Below are 16,377 nucleotides of genomic sequence, written 5' to 3' on the forward strand. Positions count from 1 at the left end.
CCCTTTAATTTTTGGGTTACGAGTTTTTATGCGAGAGGGCTTTTTTTAATAATGCAGATTTTGTTTTTTTATCAAATGCTTTACCCGCGCCCTCTACTGTCATTTCATCCCATCTAGGACCTCCACACAACACTGCAGTATACATTGCCGTTGCTGTTACTTGTCCAACGCCAGACGCAAGCATTGCTTCGTAAAACATCCTATGTACTGACTTGTAAGGTTCAATTCGGGTGATGCAATACTGATCATGTATTACAGCTGGTCGTACATATGGTCCTTGGAGTGGAGACCCTATTATTGACCAAGCAACTCTAGGAATAGATGCCCCATCAGAAGGCATGCCTTTTTCTGCCGTCCAACTCTTGTCTTTACAATCAACAAAAGGGCGGATTCAAAACCGAAGTGCAACACCCCAAACACCAGTAAGGTATGCACATGGAATCCACCTCAAAACATTATCAACAGCTTCAGCCTGAAGATCGCATCACGATCAGCAGCCTGAAGCAACAAAACTACAGTCTTCGGGCGATAGCACGGGTTCTGCAACGGTCCGCCAGTACCATTAGCCGAGAGCTTCGTCGTAATGGTGCGGGCGATCATTACATCAGTGTCCAGGCACAGCAAACCTGTCAACGTCGTCGGCGTCAATCGCGTCCACGAGAGAAGCTGCATGCTGAGGGACTGCTGTTTGGCGTCGTCCAGTATTTTCTGCAACTTCGCTGGTCGCCGGAGCAGATCGCACTGGTGCTGGCACAGCTTTATCCCAAAGGCCATGAGTATCGCGTGTCACACGAAACCATTTACAACTGCATCTATGCGCAACCGGTCGGCGAACTAAAACGTGACCTGATTGCCTGCCTGCGCCAGGCTAAAAACAGACGTGTCCCCCGCAGCAAAGGACAAGACCGTCGCGGCCAGATACCCGACATGCTCAGCATCCATCTAAGACCACCCGACATCGAAGATCGCCAGTTTCCGGGACATTGGGAAGGCGACCTCATCAAAGGCGCGGCCAACGCCAGTGCGGTGGGTACCTTGGTGGAGCGGACCAGTCGCTTGCTAATGTTGATCAAACTACCCCATCCGCAGCCTGCCAGTGCCGCTAACGTGCTGCAAGCCTTTACCGACATGCTCAACCGCATTGCTCAACCGCATTGCTCAACCAATGCGGTTGAGCATGACCTATGACCAAGGCCGCGAGATGGCTTTACACAAGCAGTTAACTGCGAATACCGGCATTGCCGTGTACTTCTGCGATCCCCATAGCCCTTGGCAGCGCGGCTCCAACGAAAATATGAACGGCTTGATCCGTCAGTATTTACCTAAGGGCACCGATCTATCAGGCTACACCCAGCAACAACTGGATACGATTGCCGATCAAATTAACGCTCGCCCTCGAAAAGGTCTTGGGGTACGCTGCCCGCTTGCTGTCTACAGGGAATTACTGCTGAACAGCTCACAACCGTCAAATCTCATTCATTAATAGCGTGGTGTTGCACTTCGGTTTTGAATCCGCCCTTAGTAACCTTAGGTAGTTGCCATTGTCTTAACGGCTTTGAACTCCATTTCTTTAACCATTTGCTGTTTGGATCTTTCCAATAAATCTTGGAAACGGAGCGCAAGCGAAGTGAAGATTTTTAGTCCCCGATAGCCGTAGCGCCGGGCGGGTTTTCGCAGCGAAGCGGAGAAAACCTGCAAGGCATCGCGACACGGCGTCAAGTCATGCGAGAGCCAATGTTTCGATCCCCTTGTTGGGGCGAAACGAGGTGACGCGGACGAATCGGGGCGCCGAAGGCATAAACGGTCGCGTAATTTTTGCCGATCCCCGGTTTCTATTCTTTTTTCCAATTGTTGTTCAATGGAAATTGGCAGTTTATTCCGCAATCTAGGTATGGGTATTTTTCCATCGCGACGTTTATAGGACTTTTTGTTTAATTTGGGATCACTGTAGGGAACGCCCGTGAAAACTCTAAACAAAAGATCACGCCTTAGATCCTTTTTCACTTCACTTTAATTCGATTTTATTTTCCGGCATCTGCTTGGCAACACGTGGCTTGATATAGCCCCAAACCTGTTCATCCGGATTGAGTTGTGGCGCGTAGGGTGGCAGAAAAACCAACTGCAAACGGCCTTGCTGTTGCTCCACAAAAGTTTTCACAATCTTAGCCTTGTGAATCGGATGGCCGTCGACGACCAAGATGATCGGCTGTTCTGCACCGCGCAGCAGACGTTTCAGAAATTCGACAAACACGTCGGCTGTGACGTTGCCTTCCTGCACCATGAAGCGAAAGTCGCCCGGCGGCGATCAGATTCAAACCATACCTTCGTCCGGTCGTCTTTACGGTCGGCGTCCGCCCGACCGGTGCCCAGGTGGTGCCAGCATGGAAGTCAGCACGCACGCCGGCTTCGTCGGCAAAATAAATCACCGCACCGGTGCGTTTGGCTTCGGCTTTCAACGCAGGAAACGCCTCCGACTGCCACTTTTCCACCAACACCGGGTCCTGTTGCCAAGCCCGATATAAGGGTTTTTGCGGGGTAAAGCCGAGTATCCGCATGATCCGCCCCATACTCGGTGCCGTCAGGCCCTTGCCAAACTGGCGGAAAATGACTTCGCCAATCAACGATAAGGTCCACAAGCCAAACTCCAGCCTCATTTGCCAGGGTGTTTTATCCCGCACGGTCTCGACGATCCAGCGCATTTCGTCAGGCGTCACCAGCGGTGGGCGCCCCGTAATTTTCTTGGTCAGCAACGCATTTTGACCACCGGTTGCAAAGTCGGACAACCAACGAAACACCGTGCGAATGTTAACGCCCATCGCTGCCGCCACACTGGCCGCTGTCTGCCCATTTTTCACAGCCTTGACCGCCTGCTGCCGCATCACTTGCAGCGTATGGTGATCAATTTCTCGGCCGTCTGAATCTCGTTTGCATTTCATGAGGATATTATCCCATGAATATGACTTAACTAATTTTAAGAGCAGTAAGTAACATAATGTTGTTGTGTTACTTGTTAAGTATTTGATTATATGGAGTAAATAGCCTTAAGGCTATACCATATGTAACAGATTAAAAAACTCACCAAATCGAGTTACATATAGAACACTGTAAACGCAGCAAGCAAGTCAGAAATTGACTTGATCCATACACTACTAGAGAACAAGTTTGGTCAGTTGTACGCTGATATTTGGAAAGTCGGAGTCAATCTTTCACTTAGGATTAGCGATTTGCTGTCGCTGCAATACTCTCAGCTCAACATTCAAGACAGATCGTTACAGCTCAAAGTAAAGCGATAACAGAGTCAGGCGAAATTGCGAGTTAAATCAATTTTGGTTAACCTAAGGTCAAGCAGACTTACTGCGTACAAAGGGATTTCGCCAGCTTGTTAGCTCGCTAACGATGGCTAGTATTGAGAGGAAACCGGAAAATTTTATGACCGACACCAATATTCAGCATGAGAAGCCAAAAATCTTAATAGTCGATGACGTTCACGAAAATTTGCACACCTTGCTGAATATTCTGCGTAGCGACTACGCGGTTCTTGCCGCGACTTCGGGCGCAAAAGCCTTGGAAATAGCGCGGCGTAGTCCGGTTCCCGAGCTGATTTTATTGGATATTCAAATGCCCGAGATGGACGGCTACCAGGTGTTGCACCATCTTAAGGCCGATTCTTTAACGAAAGATATTCCGGTGATATTTGTCACCGCGGCGGCGGAAGTCAATGGCGAGATGCGAGGCTTTAAGCTGGGGGCTTCGGATTATTTGCTCAAGCCCGTGATACCCGAGATGCTGTTAGTTAGGGTTGAATTGCATTTAGAGTTGAACACCTATCGGAAACGCTACGGCCGACTATAATCATTCGGGTTGACTGGCCACGCTGGTCTTAACCATTTCCTTTGACAATGATTAAAGACGAAAGAACATTGCCGAGTCTCCGGCCGTCCATATTGGTCGTAGACGATCTGCCGGAAAACATTCACGGTCTATTGGAAGCGTTAAAAGACGAATACGGAATTATGATCGCCACCGATGGCGAGAGAGCCGTCGAACTGGCGCAGGGACAAAACCCGCCGGACTTGGTTTTGCTGGATATAAAAATGCCGGGCATGGATGGCTATGAAGTGTGCTGGCGGCTTAAGAGCGATCCTAGAAGCCGCGATATACCGGTTCTATTTGTTACCATTGTCGATGCCTCCATCGAAAAAATTCGCGGCTTCTCTTTGGGGGCCGCGGATTTTATTACCAAGCCGTTCGATATCGACGAAGTTCGCGCCAGGGTTAAAACGCATTTGGAATTGAGCAGGCTGCGCCGCGCGCTGGAAGGGCGGGTCAAACGCCTCAACGAATATAAACGGGCTACAGATCTGTCCAGCATTGTGTTCAGAACCGATCCCGATGGGGTGATTACCTATGTCAACGATGCCTTTGTCACGACTTACGGCTATTCGCGCGAGGAACTGATAGGCAAGACCCATAGAGTTATCAGCGATCCCGATACCGCGCCCAGTCTATACCGGGACTTGTGGAGCACGATTTTGAGCGGCGCTATTTGGCGCGGTACTTATAGTAACCTCAGCAAAACCGGTGAAGTGGTATACGTCAATAATACCATTGTGCCGATCTTGAATACGGACGGCTCTATCCGCGAATTTGTATCGACCAGTGTTAACGTCACTCATCTGATCAAGCAAGAAGAATTGATACGGGAACAGACTACCGATGCGCTGACCGGTTTACCGAATCGGGTCAAACTGATGCAGGATTTGGGTAAAGCCGAGCGGTGCATGTTGGGTATGATCAATATCGATCAATTCAAAGCGATCAACGATTTTTACGGCCTCTACAACGGCGACAAGGTATTGCTGGAGATTGGCGAACGCTTGCGAAACATCGGCGGCGATCGCGCTCGGGCCTATCGAATCGGTGGGGATTTGTTTGCATTGTTTTACAAGAATGACGACGATTTTGCCAGCTTCGAACGGCTGATTGATCACATCATCACACAGTTGGAATCCGAGCCGGTCGATTGCGGTGAAGACAAAATCAATATTCGTGTGACCGCCGGGATTTGTTCCGGTACCGATAATCCCTATACGCATGCGGCGCTGGCTTTGGAACGGGCCAGAATCGAACACCGCGATTATCTGATTTATACCGATCAGATGCAGATTAAGTCGCATTACAAGGACAACATCCGCTGGAGTCAGAAAATCAGGAGTGCCTTGGCCGATGGCCGTATCGTGCCTTACTACCAACCGATAGTCGACAATCGCAGTGGGCAAATCGTCAAATACGAAGCGCTGATGCGGATGATAGACGAGGACGGCACGGTGATTCCGCCGACTTTTCTGAATGTTGCCAAGCGTACCCGGCAATACACCGCTTTGACCAAACGCATGGTGGAACGAGTCTTGTTGGATTTGCCCGCATGTCAGGGCGAAATGGCCATTAATCTGACAGTAGAGGATATCCTTGATGCCAATACCGCAAATTTCCTGCAAGAAAAATTGGCCCAGCCCGGTGTCGGTTCGCGAATAGTATTGGAAATCACCGAAACCGAAGGCATCGAAAATTATGAGGAAGTGCGCGAGTTTGTCGATAGGCTTAAAGGCTACGGTTGCCGCTTTGCCATCGACGATTTCGGTAGCGGCTATTCCAATTTCGTGCACTTATTGCGGTTAAAGATCGATTTTTTAAAAATAGACGGCTCGATCATCATGAATATCATCGAGAATCCCGATTCGGAAGTGATTGCCCAAGTCATCGTCGATGCCGCTCGCCGTCTGGACATGCGTACGATCGCCGAGTTTGTCGGTAGCGAGGCGATACAAGCCAAGGTCACCGAATTGGGCATCGATTTTTCCCAAGGGTTCCATTTGGGCAAGCCCGCACCCATGCCGCTTCCGACGACTGAGTAAAAAGTTAACGCGCCGAAGTATGGAAGCAATCTTCAACTTCAAGGCTTTTCGTCGCTGGCTACCGGCAACCGTTATATTTCTGATGCTAGCCGGCGCATCGATTATGCCGGCTGGTGCCGACGTTAGCGCGGCGATGATACGCGGGCAGATCAAACTCGATATGCCCGGCGGCAACGGCGGCGCGCAAGTAGTAGTTACCAGCCTGGAACGGGGATTTTCCACGCGGACCTTTTCCCGCGCAGACGGTTCATATGTGTTGATGGCACTGAAACCGGGCCGTTATCAGCTTAATATCCTGGCGCCGGATGGCCGGCAAGCCCGTCAGGAACTCACCTTGCAAGTGGGCCAAGTCGCGGTAGTGGACGTCGCGTTGGACGCCAAGCAAGGCAATGAGAGTGTCGCCGACAATGCCGCTGCGGGCAATTCGGCGGAATTGGCTACCTATCTGACGCCAGAACAAATGCAGCGCTTGCCGCAGGTTAACCGCAACTTCCTCAATTATGCCGATTTGGCCCCCGGCGTGAATGTGGTCACCGACCAAAACGGCAGTACCCGCTTGCAAAGCGGGGGCCAGCGGCCGGATAGCGTTAATCTGTTCATAGACGGCGTCAGTCAGAAAAACTATGTAGTGAGAGGCGGCGTAGCCGGTCAGGATTCCAGTCGAGGCAATGTGTTCCCGGAATCGGCTGTCGCCGAATACAAGGTGATCAGCCAAAACTACAAAGCCGAATTCGATCAAGTCGGCGCGGCGGCGATTTCGGTGCAAACTAAAACCGGCGGCAATCAGTTTCACGGCGAAGTGTTTTACGATCACACCAACCAGGATTTGCGTGCGGTTACGCCCGCCGAACAGCTGGGCGGCGGCAAGTCCGATACCGAGCAAGCGCAATATGGGGTGACCTTGAGCGGCCCTATCGCCAAGGATGTCGCACACTTTTTCATGGCCTACGAACGTAAACTCAACGACGACTATGCCACAGTAGCCGCCGGCGATCATTCGGCATTGCCGGCCCAATATCAGGCGCTACTCGGCAATGTGAATAGGCCGTTCGAGGAGGATTTGTTCTTTGGCAAGCTGGATTGGGCGTTAAATGACGATAATCTGATCGAGGTATCTTTTAAGTTGCGCGACGAATCCGAAATGCTGGGAATCGGCGGTCAAAACGCACAGCCCTATGCCTTGGAAAAAGGCAATAGCGAAAAGCGTCTGGATTTTAAATATCAATACAGTGCCGAACATTGGGTCAACGAAGCCCGCTTTACATACGAAGATGCCGGTTGGCGGCAATTTCCCGCCAGCCAAGGCCCCGGTATATTATTGCGGCGGTTGGAGGGAAGTTTGAGCGGCGGCGATTTGAGCAATCTTGGCATATTGAATACCGGCGGTACTACCAATTACCAGGATAAGGGCCAAAGCGGCCCCGGCTTTCAAGACGATCTGACCTTTAGCGGTTTGCAATGGTACGGCGAGCATGTGTTTAAACTGGGCGGTAAGTTGAAACAAATCGAGCTGGGCGCGGTAGAGCGCGATCCCTATCACCCGCAGTTCAGCTTCAATTTAAACAATCCCGGCGGCAGTCCGTATCAAGTACGTTGGGCGACGCCGTTGGCGGGGGTAGGCGACGGTTCGGCTAGCACCGATTTGACCCAGGTAGGGCTATATTTGCAGGACGATTGGGCCGTAACTGGGCATCTTAGCCTTAATTTAGGAGCACGCTGGGATTACGAATACAACCCCGGCTACTTGAATTTCGTCACGCCGGCGGATGTCAGCGCCGCGCTGCGCGGCTGGAATAATCTCGGCAACGCCGGTTATCGCATAGAGGATTACATCAGCAACGGCGCTAACCGCGCGGCTGACAGCAATAATATCGCTCCGCGCTTGGGCTTTGCTTACGATTTGAATCAAGACCGTCGCCACGTATTGTTTGGCGGTTTCGCACGGGCTTACGATAGAAATATTTACGACGTGTTGCAGTTGGAGCGAACCAAGGGGAGTTATCCCAGCTACAGTGTCAATTTTCAGGGCGATCCGAATTACAATTGCGTTGCCGGTGTCGATTGCATCCCCTGGGACCCGGGTTATATCAACTATACGCCGGCTCAACTTTCAGCTTTGACCGGCGCCAGCGCCGGCAGCAGCCGGGAAATTAATTTAATGCGCAACAATCTGCGTACCCCTTACTCCGACCAATTCAGCATCGGCTTGCGCAACCGCTTCGGAGACTGGAACACCGAGCTGGCTGTTTCGCATGTACATAGTTACGACGGTCTAGTCGGATTACTGGGCGGACGCAATGCCGACGGCAGTTTTTATGCGGCCGGCTCCGGCTTCGGCGGCACGTTTCAGGCCGTGCCGGGTTATGGGCAATTGATTTTGTTCGATAACGGCGTGCAGACCAAAACCAATTCGGTATTTCTAAAAGCCGAAAAGCCGTATAGCAAGGACAGCGGTTGGGGTTTGACTTTTGCTTATACCTTCACCGATTCCGAGGAAAACAAATCGCAGTCGTTTGTCGACAGCAGCAGCTATTTGTTTGAACATCCTAACACCCATACCCTAGGCTGGCTGGACACTGCCGGGGTGCGCAAGCACAAATTAGTGGCGACCGGTACCGTCGATTTGCCCTGGGATTTAATATTTTCCACCAAGCTGACGCTGGCGACACCGGAAACCCGGGCCGGGGTCAATTGCACCGGCGCCGCCTGCCGTTTCGATACCTTTACGCCAAGAGGCAGCGATTTTATTTTTCCGGGCCAATGGTGGGGTTACAAACAAGTCGATATAGCACTGATTAAAAGCTTCGACGCTCCCTACGATACTCGGATGAAGTTGCGCTTTGACGTGTTGAATTTATTCGATTTTAAAAACTATTCGGCGTTTAACAGCGATTTCGCTTCGGCCAACCTTGGCTCGCCTTTAACGACGCTGGCTGGACCGGGTCTGACCTTGAAATTAACCGCGCGCCTGGAGTTTTAATGCGCCGAAAATTGCTGGATGCGGTTTGTTCGCATATGCGCGGTATGGGAGGAATATTGTTGATATTAGGGCTAAGCTGTCTAAGCCCGGCAGCGCTGGCCGACGATGCGCTGGCCGCCAAAACCAAGGCTAATTTCTTGTTTAATTTCACCAAATTCGTGGAGTGGCCGGATCTGGTCAACGATACCCTGCATATATGCGTGGTAGGGGCGGAGCCCATCGTCAATCTGCTCAGCGAATTGGCCAGCCGGGACACCAAGGGCCATTTGTTGCAAATATGGTCCGGGGTTGACGATCCACGAATTTGTCACATTTTATACATCGATCATAAGGTGCCGGAATTATCGGCGTTGATGCAGCAAGTGCATGGTAATCAAGTGCTGACGGTCAGTGACGCCGAGAGTTTTAGCGGTCAACGCGGCTGTATCCGTTTTTATAGCGAAAACGAGCAAATCAAATTGGAAATCAATCCGGAAGCGGTGCGTAATGCGGGGCTAAAAATGAATGCGTTGTTGCTGGAAATCGCACGTATCGTCCATTAAATTCCATCCCTAGAAGCTCATGACAAATCAGGCTGAGTTCAAACGCGATCTGAATATTAAAACCAAGCTGGTGCTGATTATGCTTGCCACCAGCTTGGTCGCGCTGCTGTTGGCCGGCGCCGGATTTATCGCGCAGCAACACGTTAGGGTTAAGGACGAACTGGGACGGGATTTAAGTTCCTTGGCGCGTATTGTCGCCAGTCGCAGTACCGCGGCGCTGTCGTTCAACGATGCCAGCGTGGCAACGGCCACTTTGACGGCATTGAGTGTGAAGAATACTATCGAGGCGGCCTGTATCTACGATGGCGGCGACATACTCTTTGCCAGTTATCAACATGGCGACGTCTGTCCGCCGGTGCGGCCGGCGCAGCTGGATACCGGAAAACCCTGGTTCGACGACTGGCGGGGCTCCGTGATAGAAGATATTGCAATGGATGGCCGGGTGTTGGGCAGCGTGTTGATACGGGCTAGCCTGGCGGATTTAAATGCCCTCTGGAAAAGCTCGCTGATCTGGGGGGCGATCATCATGTCGGTGTCGTGTTTAATCGCTTTGCTGCTGGCGTCCCGCTTGCAACGGGTGGTCTCGGGGCCGCTGGTAAGATTGAAAAAAACCGTCGAGACCATTAACAAGGAAAAGAACTATACCTTGCGTGCCATGCAAGAAAGCAACGACGAACTGGGGGCGCTGATCAAGGCCTTCAATACCATGATTGCCACCATAGAGACCCGCAACCGGGAATTGTTGGCTGTCAATCGGCAGTTGGCCGACAACGAACAACAGTTGGCCGCGATCAATGAAGGTTTGGAAGAACGGGTAGCGGCCAGAACCGCCGAATTGGCGGAAAGCAATGCCAAGTTGGAACACAACAGCGTGATCCTGGCAACGGTGCTGGACAGTATGTCTCAGGGTCTGATCGCATTCGATAGCCAGTTAAAGCTGTTGGTTTGGAATAAAAAACTCAGCGAGGTGCGCGGCTATCCGGAAACGATGCTGGAAGTGGGGCGGGACCACGGCGATTTCCTGCGGTTCGATCTGGATGACCCGCAGTTACGTTTTAAGAATTCGGATGATCAGCTAAAACGGCTGCTGGAACAGGTCAGAACATTTCAACCGCACCATTTTACGCAGAGCCGGCTCGATGACAAAGTTATCGAAATCAGCGGCGGACCGATTGCCGATGGCGGTTTTGTCAGCACCTACGAGGATGTGACGCTACGCAAGCAAGCGGAAGCCGCATTGAAGGAAGCCCGGGATGCCGCGCAATCGGCGACCCAGACCAAAAGTCAATTCCTGGCAAACATGTCGCACGAGATCCGTACGCCGATGAATGGCGTGTTGGGTATGTTGCACTTGGCCCTGCAGACCGAATTGACCGCTTCGCAGCGAAACTATTTGTCGAAAGCGCATAGCTCGGCGCGGGCTTTATTGGGCATCATCAACGACATTCTGGATTTTTCCAAAATCGAGGCGGGCAAATTATCGCTCGAAGAAACCGAGTTTCGCTTCGATGCAGTTGTGGAGCAGTTGGCTGACGTGATCGGCTACCAAGCCGGTTTAAAAGGTATCGAATTTTTGATTAGGCACGATACGCAAATTCCGCCTGTACTGTTGGGCGATCCTTTGCGATTCGGCCAGGTGTTGACCAATCTATGCGGTAATGCGCTGAAATTTACCGATACCGGCGAATTGGAGCTGGCGTTTCGGTGTTTGGCCAAGACCGATAGCAATATTGATTTACAGGTTTCGATTCGCGATACGGGTATCGGCATGTCCGAGGCCGATCAGCAAAAACTGTTTCGGGAGTTTACCCAGGCCGATCAAGGTACCAGTCGGCGATTCGGCGGTACCGGTCTGGGTTTGGCGATTTGTAAAACCCTGGTGGAAATGATGCAGGGCCGAATCTGGATCGAAGAATCCCATCTGGGGCAGGGCACCACATTCTGTTTCACCGTGCGTCTGGGTAATGCCTGTAACACCTTGCTGCATCAGCAGGCTTTGGAACAAAGCATAGGCGCCATGTTGGCGGATGTGCGGGTATTGGTGGTCGATGATAACGAAGTATCTCGCGAAATCATCGGCGATATGCTGCGGCCGTTTCAGCTGCAAGTAACCTGCGTGGCCAGTGCGGCGGCGGCATTGGTGGCGTTGAAGGAGAGTGCCGTCCACCACCCGTTTGATGTGGTATTGATGGATTGGAAAATGCCCGTGATGAACGGTGACGAAGCGATTCGGCAAATTCGCGCCGATGCCACGCTGCCGATGCAGCCCAAGGTCATCATGGTCACCGCATATGGCAGCGAGGACGTGATGCGTTTGGCCGGACGGGCGGGAATAGACGGGTTCCTGATCAAGCCGGTATCGCCGTCGTCTTTGCTGGATGCAATTCAATCGGCCTTGGGGCGTGGGCGTATTGTGGGCATGGTGGATAAGTTCAAGCAAGCCGGCGCCGCTAAAACCTCGGATACTCAGCATTTGCAAGGGATTAAGCTGCTGTTGGTCGAGGACAATGAAATCAATCGGGAATTTGCTTCGGAATTGCTGCGCAGCCACGGTATTGAAGTGGAGGAAGCGGTCAACGGCGCAGAGGCGCTGGTCAAAGTGCAAGATCACAACTACGATGCAGTGCTGATGGATATCCAGATGCCGGTGCTCGATGGCTTGGAAGCAACCCGTCAAATTCGCGATTTGGCACAATCGACGGGTAGTCAACGCTACGCAACCATACCCATCATCGCGATGACTGCGCATGCCATGGTGCGCGATGTCGAAAAAAGTCTGGAGGCCGGGATGAACGATCACGTCACCAAGCCAATAGATCCCGATCGATTATTGAAGGCACTGGCGACCTGGGTGCCGCTGGCCGGCTACCAGGGTGGTGACGAGCAATTGGCGCCCGTAATGACAGCCGGGGGTTATCCAGAAGATTTGCAAGCATTGACTTCCTTGGATATTGTACAAGGCATCCGCCGGATCGGTGGCAATCCGGATGCGTATCGCAAGCAGCTATGCCGATTCCGGGAACATTATCCGGATGCCGTTACGGAAATTCGCGGCTTGATTAATGCCGGAGAATTGCGGCTAGCCGAAGAGCGTTGCCACGCATTGAAGGGTGTTAGCGGCAATTTGGGGGCGCTCGAATTATTCGAAGCCGCCGCCGGCATCGATATCGTTTTGAAACACAATCAGGTGCCGCCAGCCGAACATCTGCAACGGATGGAGGTTTTATTGCAACGCGTGGTAACGGAAATTCAGACCTTGCAAAGCGTACCGCTGGTAAATGCCGGGACTGCGGGCTTTGGCTCCACCCCGGCCTTAAAGGCCGATATCGCCGCCGATTTGGCCGAGCTGTCCCGCTTGTTGGAAAACGATTTGGGCGCCGCCGAAACCCTGTTGGAACGCTTGCGCCAACTGATGGCGACAAACGAGCATCAACCGCTGCTTGCGGAAATCGCTAACAAAGTCGATCGGTTTGCGATCGACGAGGCATTGCAGCAATTGCTCGAATTGCGGCAAAAATTTCCGCTATAGTTTGGCGGGCTGCAATTTAATTTACCTGCCGAGCGCCAATATCTTACAATTCCGCAGCCCTTGGCTGACAATAATTACTTAGGAGGATCTCATGTTTAAATTTCGTATGCTGGTTTCTGCGATCGCGCTGACTGGTTCGATGTCCGTAATGGCAGCAGACGCTTTGCCAACCACTGCGCCAGCGCCGGCCGATAACCCCACCACTGCCGAAAAGGTTGCATTGGGGCAAATGCTTTATCACGATCCGCGTTTGTCTTCTACCGGCACCGTTGCTTGCGCGTCTTGCCACAACACCATGCTGGGTGGAGAAGATAACAGACCAAATTCCATGGGCGTGAATGGGCAAACCGGCGGCCGTAGCGCGCCGACAGTATGGAACGCTGCATTTAATAAAGTTCAATTCTGGGACGGCCGCGCCGAAAGCCTGGAAGCACAAGCGGCTGGTCCGGTCACCAATCCTATCGAAATGGGCATGAAAAGCTGGGATGACGTGGTTGCGCGCTTGAAAACCATTAAAGGTTATCGCCGTGCCTTCGAATTAGCCTTCGGTAGCGATGCCGAAGCCATTACCAAGGACAATGCAACCAAAGCCATTGCCGCATACGAAAGAACGCTGATCACACCGAATAGCGCTTACGACAAATACGTGAAAGGCGATAAAGACGCGTTGACGGATCAGCAAGAGCGCGGCCTTAAAAAAGCAGTAGAACTGGGTTGCACCAGCTGCCATAGCGGCCCTGCATTCAATGGCCCAGGCGTATTCCAAAAATTCCCGATTAACTCCAGCGGCTTTTTCGAAGCGCAATACCACTTCCAAAAAGATAAAGGCTTGGCTGAAGTCACCAAGAAGGCAAGCGACGAACACTTATGGAAAGTCCCGACTTTACGTAACGTGGCTCTAACCGCGCCTTACATGCACAACGGTTCGGTAAAAACCTTGGATAAAGCGGTTTGGCTGATGGCTAAATTGCAATTGAATAAGGAATTGTCTGACGCGGAAGTTGCCGACATCGTGGCGTTTTTGAATGCCTTGACCGGCGAGTTCCCCGAGCAAACTCTGCCACAATTGCCTGGCACACCGGGTTCGACATTTAACTAAGCTTACGGGTTTGGCAGACAAAAGGGGCCGCAAGGCCCCTTTTTTATGTCCGGTTTTCATGGGCGCTAATAATCGCGACCATATTCATACTATTCACAAGACGGGGCTGGGTGCGTACCGGAGTTTATCCGGACTTATTCGGCGTCTATCCATTAGTCGAAACGCTTTGCCTAGTGGCAAGCGGCTTTCGTTTGTTCGCCCCCTGCATTAATGTTAGGATTCCAAGCAATAAAAATGACTCACGCAGTGTGTTTGGCCGACGCTGCGGACTAAGCACGAGAGGCGGAGCAGGCGATGAAGCGAATTATCATGTTGGTTGTTTGGGCAATGTCCTTTGAAAATTGCCTGGGAAGCGGCACGGACCAACCTATTGCGATGCGGGTCAGCGAAGCGGGCACGTTTTATATTCCTATCCATATTAAAGGTCTGGAGCAGACGGATTTTTTGGTCGATACCGGTTCCTCTCATACCATTATCAACGAAAAATCCCTGGCTATCCTAAAAGCCAACGGCCAAGCCAAGTACGCGAATCAGATTAGGGGCGTGACGGCGGACGGTACCGTGAAAAACGTTTCCTTGTACACGATTCAATCCATCGATGTTGGCCATGGTTGCGTGCTTAAAAATGTTGATGTGGCTGTCTTTCCGGGCGAGAGCCGGAGGTTTTGGGGCTCAGCGCCTTAAGCAAAGTCTCTTCGGTGCTGTTCTCCATGTCGCCACCGTCCTTGCAACTGAGCAACTGCAATGCGAATAAGCAAGATGACGGCAATACGCTAATCAAAGTCAGCGTATTGCCGTAAAGCGCGCAATCTTTGAGGGCATCATCGATGGCGCCTCATCTATTTCATTTTCTTCCCTAATACCTCGGCCTGGTTCGGACTGATGGCACGGCCTTGATCGACGGCTGCTTTTTTTATGCGGACAGGCATTGCCTCGAAGCGGGCGAATTCGGCAGTTTTTACGGGGCTAGCCGCTAATACCTGAAATTGCAGTCTGCTGGCCGGTAATCCGCCATTACTTTTCCGCACCGTATCCAAGGTTGCCGCACCGGCAATTCCGCTTCCGGCCGACATGGTCAAGGTCAGTAGTATTAAATTTTTGATGTTCATGATTTTGTCCAAGGTTTTAAATACATTAAAGGTTAGCTTTGCAATGTCGCCGTTTCGTTGACGACGATTGCACTATATGGAGCGTAGCGCCAACTGACAAATGATAAAAAGTCACCTGATTGTTTATAAAAAATAAACCAATCAAAAATTATTTAGTGTATTGTTTGTTCTTCGAATAACAATGTGTGCCTATGAGTAGTCGCTTACCGCCTTTAAATGCTCTCAGAGCTTTCGAAGCCGCCGCCAGACATTTGAGTTTCAAAAAGGCTGCGGACGAGCTTTATGTGACGCCGGCTGCCATTAGCCACCAAATCAAGGCCCTGGAAGATCATCTCAGTGTGCGGCTGTTTCACCGTGGTAATCGCGCGCTGGCATTAACGCCGGTTGGTCAAGCCTCGCTGGATAAACTGCAAGCGGGTTTCAACCAACTGATTGCCGCGGTTGAAGACATGCGGTCTTTCGATGCAGCGCCCATTTTCAGCGTAAACGTGACGCCGTCTTTTGCGAATAAGTGGTTGATGCCGCGTCTTTACCAGTTCGTCGCCAAGCACCCGGATATTGAAGTCAGAATTACGGCGAGTACCAAATTGGTGGGTTCAAAAACCATGACCGTATTGCAGGACAGGGAATTGGTGGATGTCGAACACGGCAACATCGATGTCGCGGTGCGTTTTGGTTCCGGAGACTTTCCCGGTTTCGAGGTGGAAAAACTGTTTCCTGGTCAGGTCGTGCCCTTATGTAGCCCGACCTTGTTGGCCGGGAAACAGCCGTTACGAAAACCTGCCGATTTAGCCCGGCATACGCTTTTGCATGTGGATCCTATTTATCAGATCCAGCAGCGCTCGTATTGGGAAATCTGGCTGGATGCGATGGGTTTAAACGAGCTGGTCGATCCGGTGCGCGGCATGCACTTCAATCACGCTTATATGGCGCTGGAGGCGGCAGTCAATGGGCTGGGCGTCGCCATCACGCATACCATGCTGGCGGCTTCGGATATAACGGCTGGACGACTCGTGATGCCGTTTCAAAAAAGTTTGACGATGGATTTCACCTACTATTTGATTTACACCCAAGAGACAGCGCAAAGCCCAAGTTTCATAGCGTTTCGGCAATGGCTGTTCGAAGAGATCAACAGCATGCCGGGATTTGATTAGACTAAATATTTTAAATAGCTTAATCGCGCGGCCCCTTGGTCGAAATCTT

Annotated in this window: 11 protein-coding genes and 2 pseudogenes; 9 read left to right on the top strand and 4 right to left on the bottom strand. The window is 51.6% G+C overall.

All coding sequences use genetic code 11. The features are described 5' to 3' along the window. Positions 1-16: 16 nt before the first annotated feature. Positions 17-340 carry a DUF1353 domain-containing protein gene (locus ACH50O_RS03135; protein ID WP_446810593.1) on the bottom strand — a complete coding sequence of 108 codons (324 nt, stop codon included), beginning with the start codon at positions 338-340 and terminating at the stop codon, positions 17-19. Positions 341-435: 95 nt separating this feature from the next. Between ACH50O_RS03135 and ACH50O_RS03140 the strand changes: the two are divergent. Continuing rightward, positions 436-1,483: pseudogene (locus ACH50O_RS03140) on the top strand (IS30 family transposase). Between the two features lie 44 nt (positions 1,484-1,527). Here ACH50O_RS03140 and ACH50O_RS03145 read toward each other — a convergent pair. Together ACH50O_RS03145 and ACH50O_RS03150 are read right to left on the bottom strand one after the other, a co-directional pair. Next, a complete protein-coding gene (locus ACH50O_RS03145; RefSeq protein ID WP_446810594.1) occupies positions 1,528-1,977 on the bottom strand; it encodes a hypothetical protein in 450 nt (149 codons plus the stop codon). A gap of 31 nt (positions 1,978-2,008) precedes the next feature. Continuing rightward, positions 2,009-2,936, bottom strand: a pseudogene (locus tag ACH50O_RS03150) (IS630 family transposase); the annotation flags it as partial. A gap of 493 nt (positions 2,937-3,429) precedes the next feature. Here ACH50O_RS03150 and ACH50O_RS03155 point away from each other — a divergent pair. From ACH50O_RS03155 to ACH50O_RS03185, 7 genes are all read left to right on the top strand, one after another. Next, positions 3,430-3,852: a response regulator gene (locus tag ACH50O_RS03155; protein ID WP_446810595.1), complete on the top strand. Its 423-nt coding sequence runs from the start codon at positions 3,430-3,432 to the stop codon at positions 3,850-3,852. 68 nt (positions 3,853-3,920) lie between these two features. Beyond that, positions 3,921-5,915, top strand: coding sequence for a two-component system response regulator (locus ACH50O_RS03160; protein ID WP_446810596.1), 1,995 nt, complete (start codon positions 3,921-3,923; stop codon positions 5,913-5,915). 19 nt (positions 5,916-5,934) lie between these two features. Beyond that, positions 5,935-8,895 carry a TonB-dependent receptor domain-containing protein gene (locus tag ACH50O_RS03165; protein WP_446810597.1) on the top strand — a complete coding sequence of 987 codons (2,961 nt, stop codon included), beginning with the start codon at positions 5,935-5,937 and terminating at the stop codon, positions 8,893-8,895. Continuing rightward, complete coding sequence (locus ACH50O_RS03170; RefSeq protein WP_446810598.1) at positions 8,895-9,437, top strand: YfiR family protein; 543 nt, start codon at positions 8,895-8,897, stop codon at positions 9,435-9,437. Before ACH50O_RS03165 ends, ACH50O_RS03170 begins: the two co-directional genes overlap by 1 nt. A 19-nt stretch (positions 9,438-9,456) precedes the next feature. After that, entirely contained in the window at positions 9,457-12,966 is a 3,510-nt protein-coding gene (locus tag ACH50O_RS03175) for a response regulator (protein ID WP_446810599.1), read from the top strand. A 91-nt stretch (positions 12,967-13,057) separates the two neighbouring features. Further along, a complete protein-coding gene (locus ACH50O_RS03180) occupies positions 13,058-14,065 on the top strand; it encodes a cytochrome-c peroxidase (protein ID WP_446810600.1) in 1,008 nt (335 codons plus the stop codon). A 294-nt stretch (positions 14,066-14,359) separates the two neighbouring features. Continuing rightward, positions 14,360-14,749, top strand: a complete 390-nt coding sequence (locus tag ACH50O_RS03185; RefSeq protein ID WP_446810601.1) for an aspartyl protease family protein — start codon at positions 14,360-14,362, stop codon at positions 14,747-14,749. Positions 14,750-14,904: 155 nt separating this feature from the next. Here the strand turns inward: ACH50O_RS03185 and ACH50O_RS03190 are convergent, their stop codons facing one another. Beyond that, positions 14,905-15,174 (bottom strand): hypothetical protein, encoded by a 270-nt coding sequence (locus ACH50O_RS03190; RefSeq protein WP_446810602.1) that lies wholly within the window; start codon positions 15,172-15,174, stop codon positions 14,905-14,907. Positions 15,175-15,365: 191 nt separating this feature from the next. On the opposite strand from ACH50O_RS03190, the gene ACH50O_RS03195 reads away from it, so the two are divergent. After that, the gene (locus ACH50O_RS03195; protein ID WP_446810603.1) at positions 15,366-16,328 is read left to right on the top strand and encodes a transcriptional regulator GcvA; all 963 of its coding nucleotides are present in this window, start codon (positions 15,366-15,368) and stop codon (positions 16,326-16,328) included. Positions 16,329-16,377: the final 49 nt, after the last annotated feature.

This window comes from Methylomonas sp. 2BW1-5-20 (assembly GCF_052474515.1).

What these genes read in the sequence shown, in the direction of transcription:
- ACH50O_RS03135 (WP_446810593.1), bottom strand. Translation starts at nt 340, where the DNA reads ATGCCTTCTGATGGGGCATCTATTCCTAGAGTTGCTTGGTCAATAATA.
- ACH50O_RS03155 (WP_446810595.1), top strand. Translation starts at nt 3,430, where the DNA reads ATGACCGACACCAATATTCAGCATGAGAAGCCAAAAATCTTAATAGTC.
- ACH50O_RS03165 (WP_446810597.1), top strand. Translation starts at nt 5,935, where the DNA reads ATGGAAGCAATCTTCAACTTCAAGGCTTTTCGTCGCTGGCTACCGGCA.
- ACH50O_RS03170 (WP_446810598.1), top strand. Translation starts at nt 8,895, where the DNA reads ATGCGCCGAAAATTGCTGGATGCGGTTTGTTCGCATATGCGCGGTATG.
- ACH50O_RS03175 (WP_446810599.1), top strand. Translation starts at nt 9,457, where the DNA reads ATGACAAATCAGGCTGAGTTCAAACGCGATCTGAATATTAAAACCAAG.
- ACH50O_RS03180 (WP_446810600.1), top strand. Translation starts at nt 13,058, where the DNA reads ATGTTTAAATTTCGTATGCTGGTTTCTGCGATCGCGCTGACTGGTTCG.
- ACH50O_RS03185 (WP_446810601.1), top strand. Translation starts at nt 14,360, where the DNA reads ATGAAGCGAATTATCATGTTGGTTGTTTGGGCAATGTCCTTTGAAAAT.
- ACH50O_RS03190 (WP_446810602.1), bottom strand. Translation starts at nt 15,174, where the DNA reads ATGAACATCAAAAATTTAATACTACTGACCTTGACCATGTCGGCCGGA.
- ACH50O_RS03195 (WP_446810603.1), top strand. Translation starts at nt 15,366, where the DNA reads ATGAGTAGTCGCTTACCGCCTTTAAATGCTCTCAGAGCTTTCGAAGCC.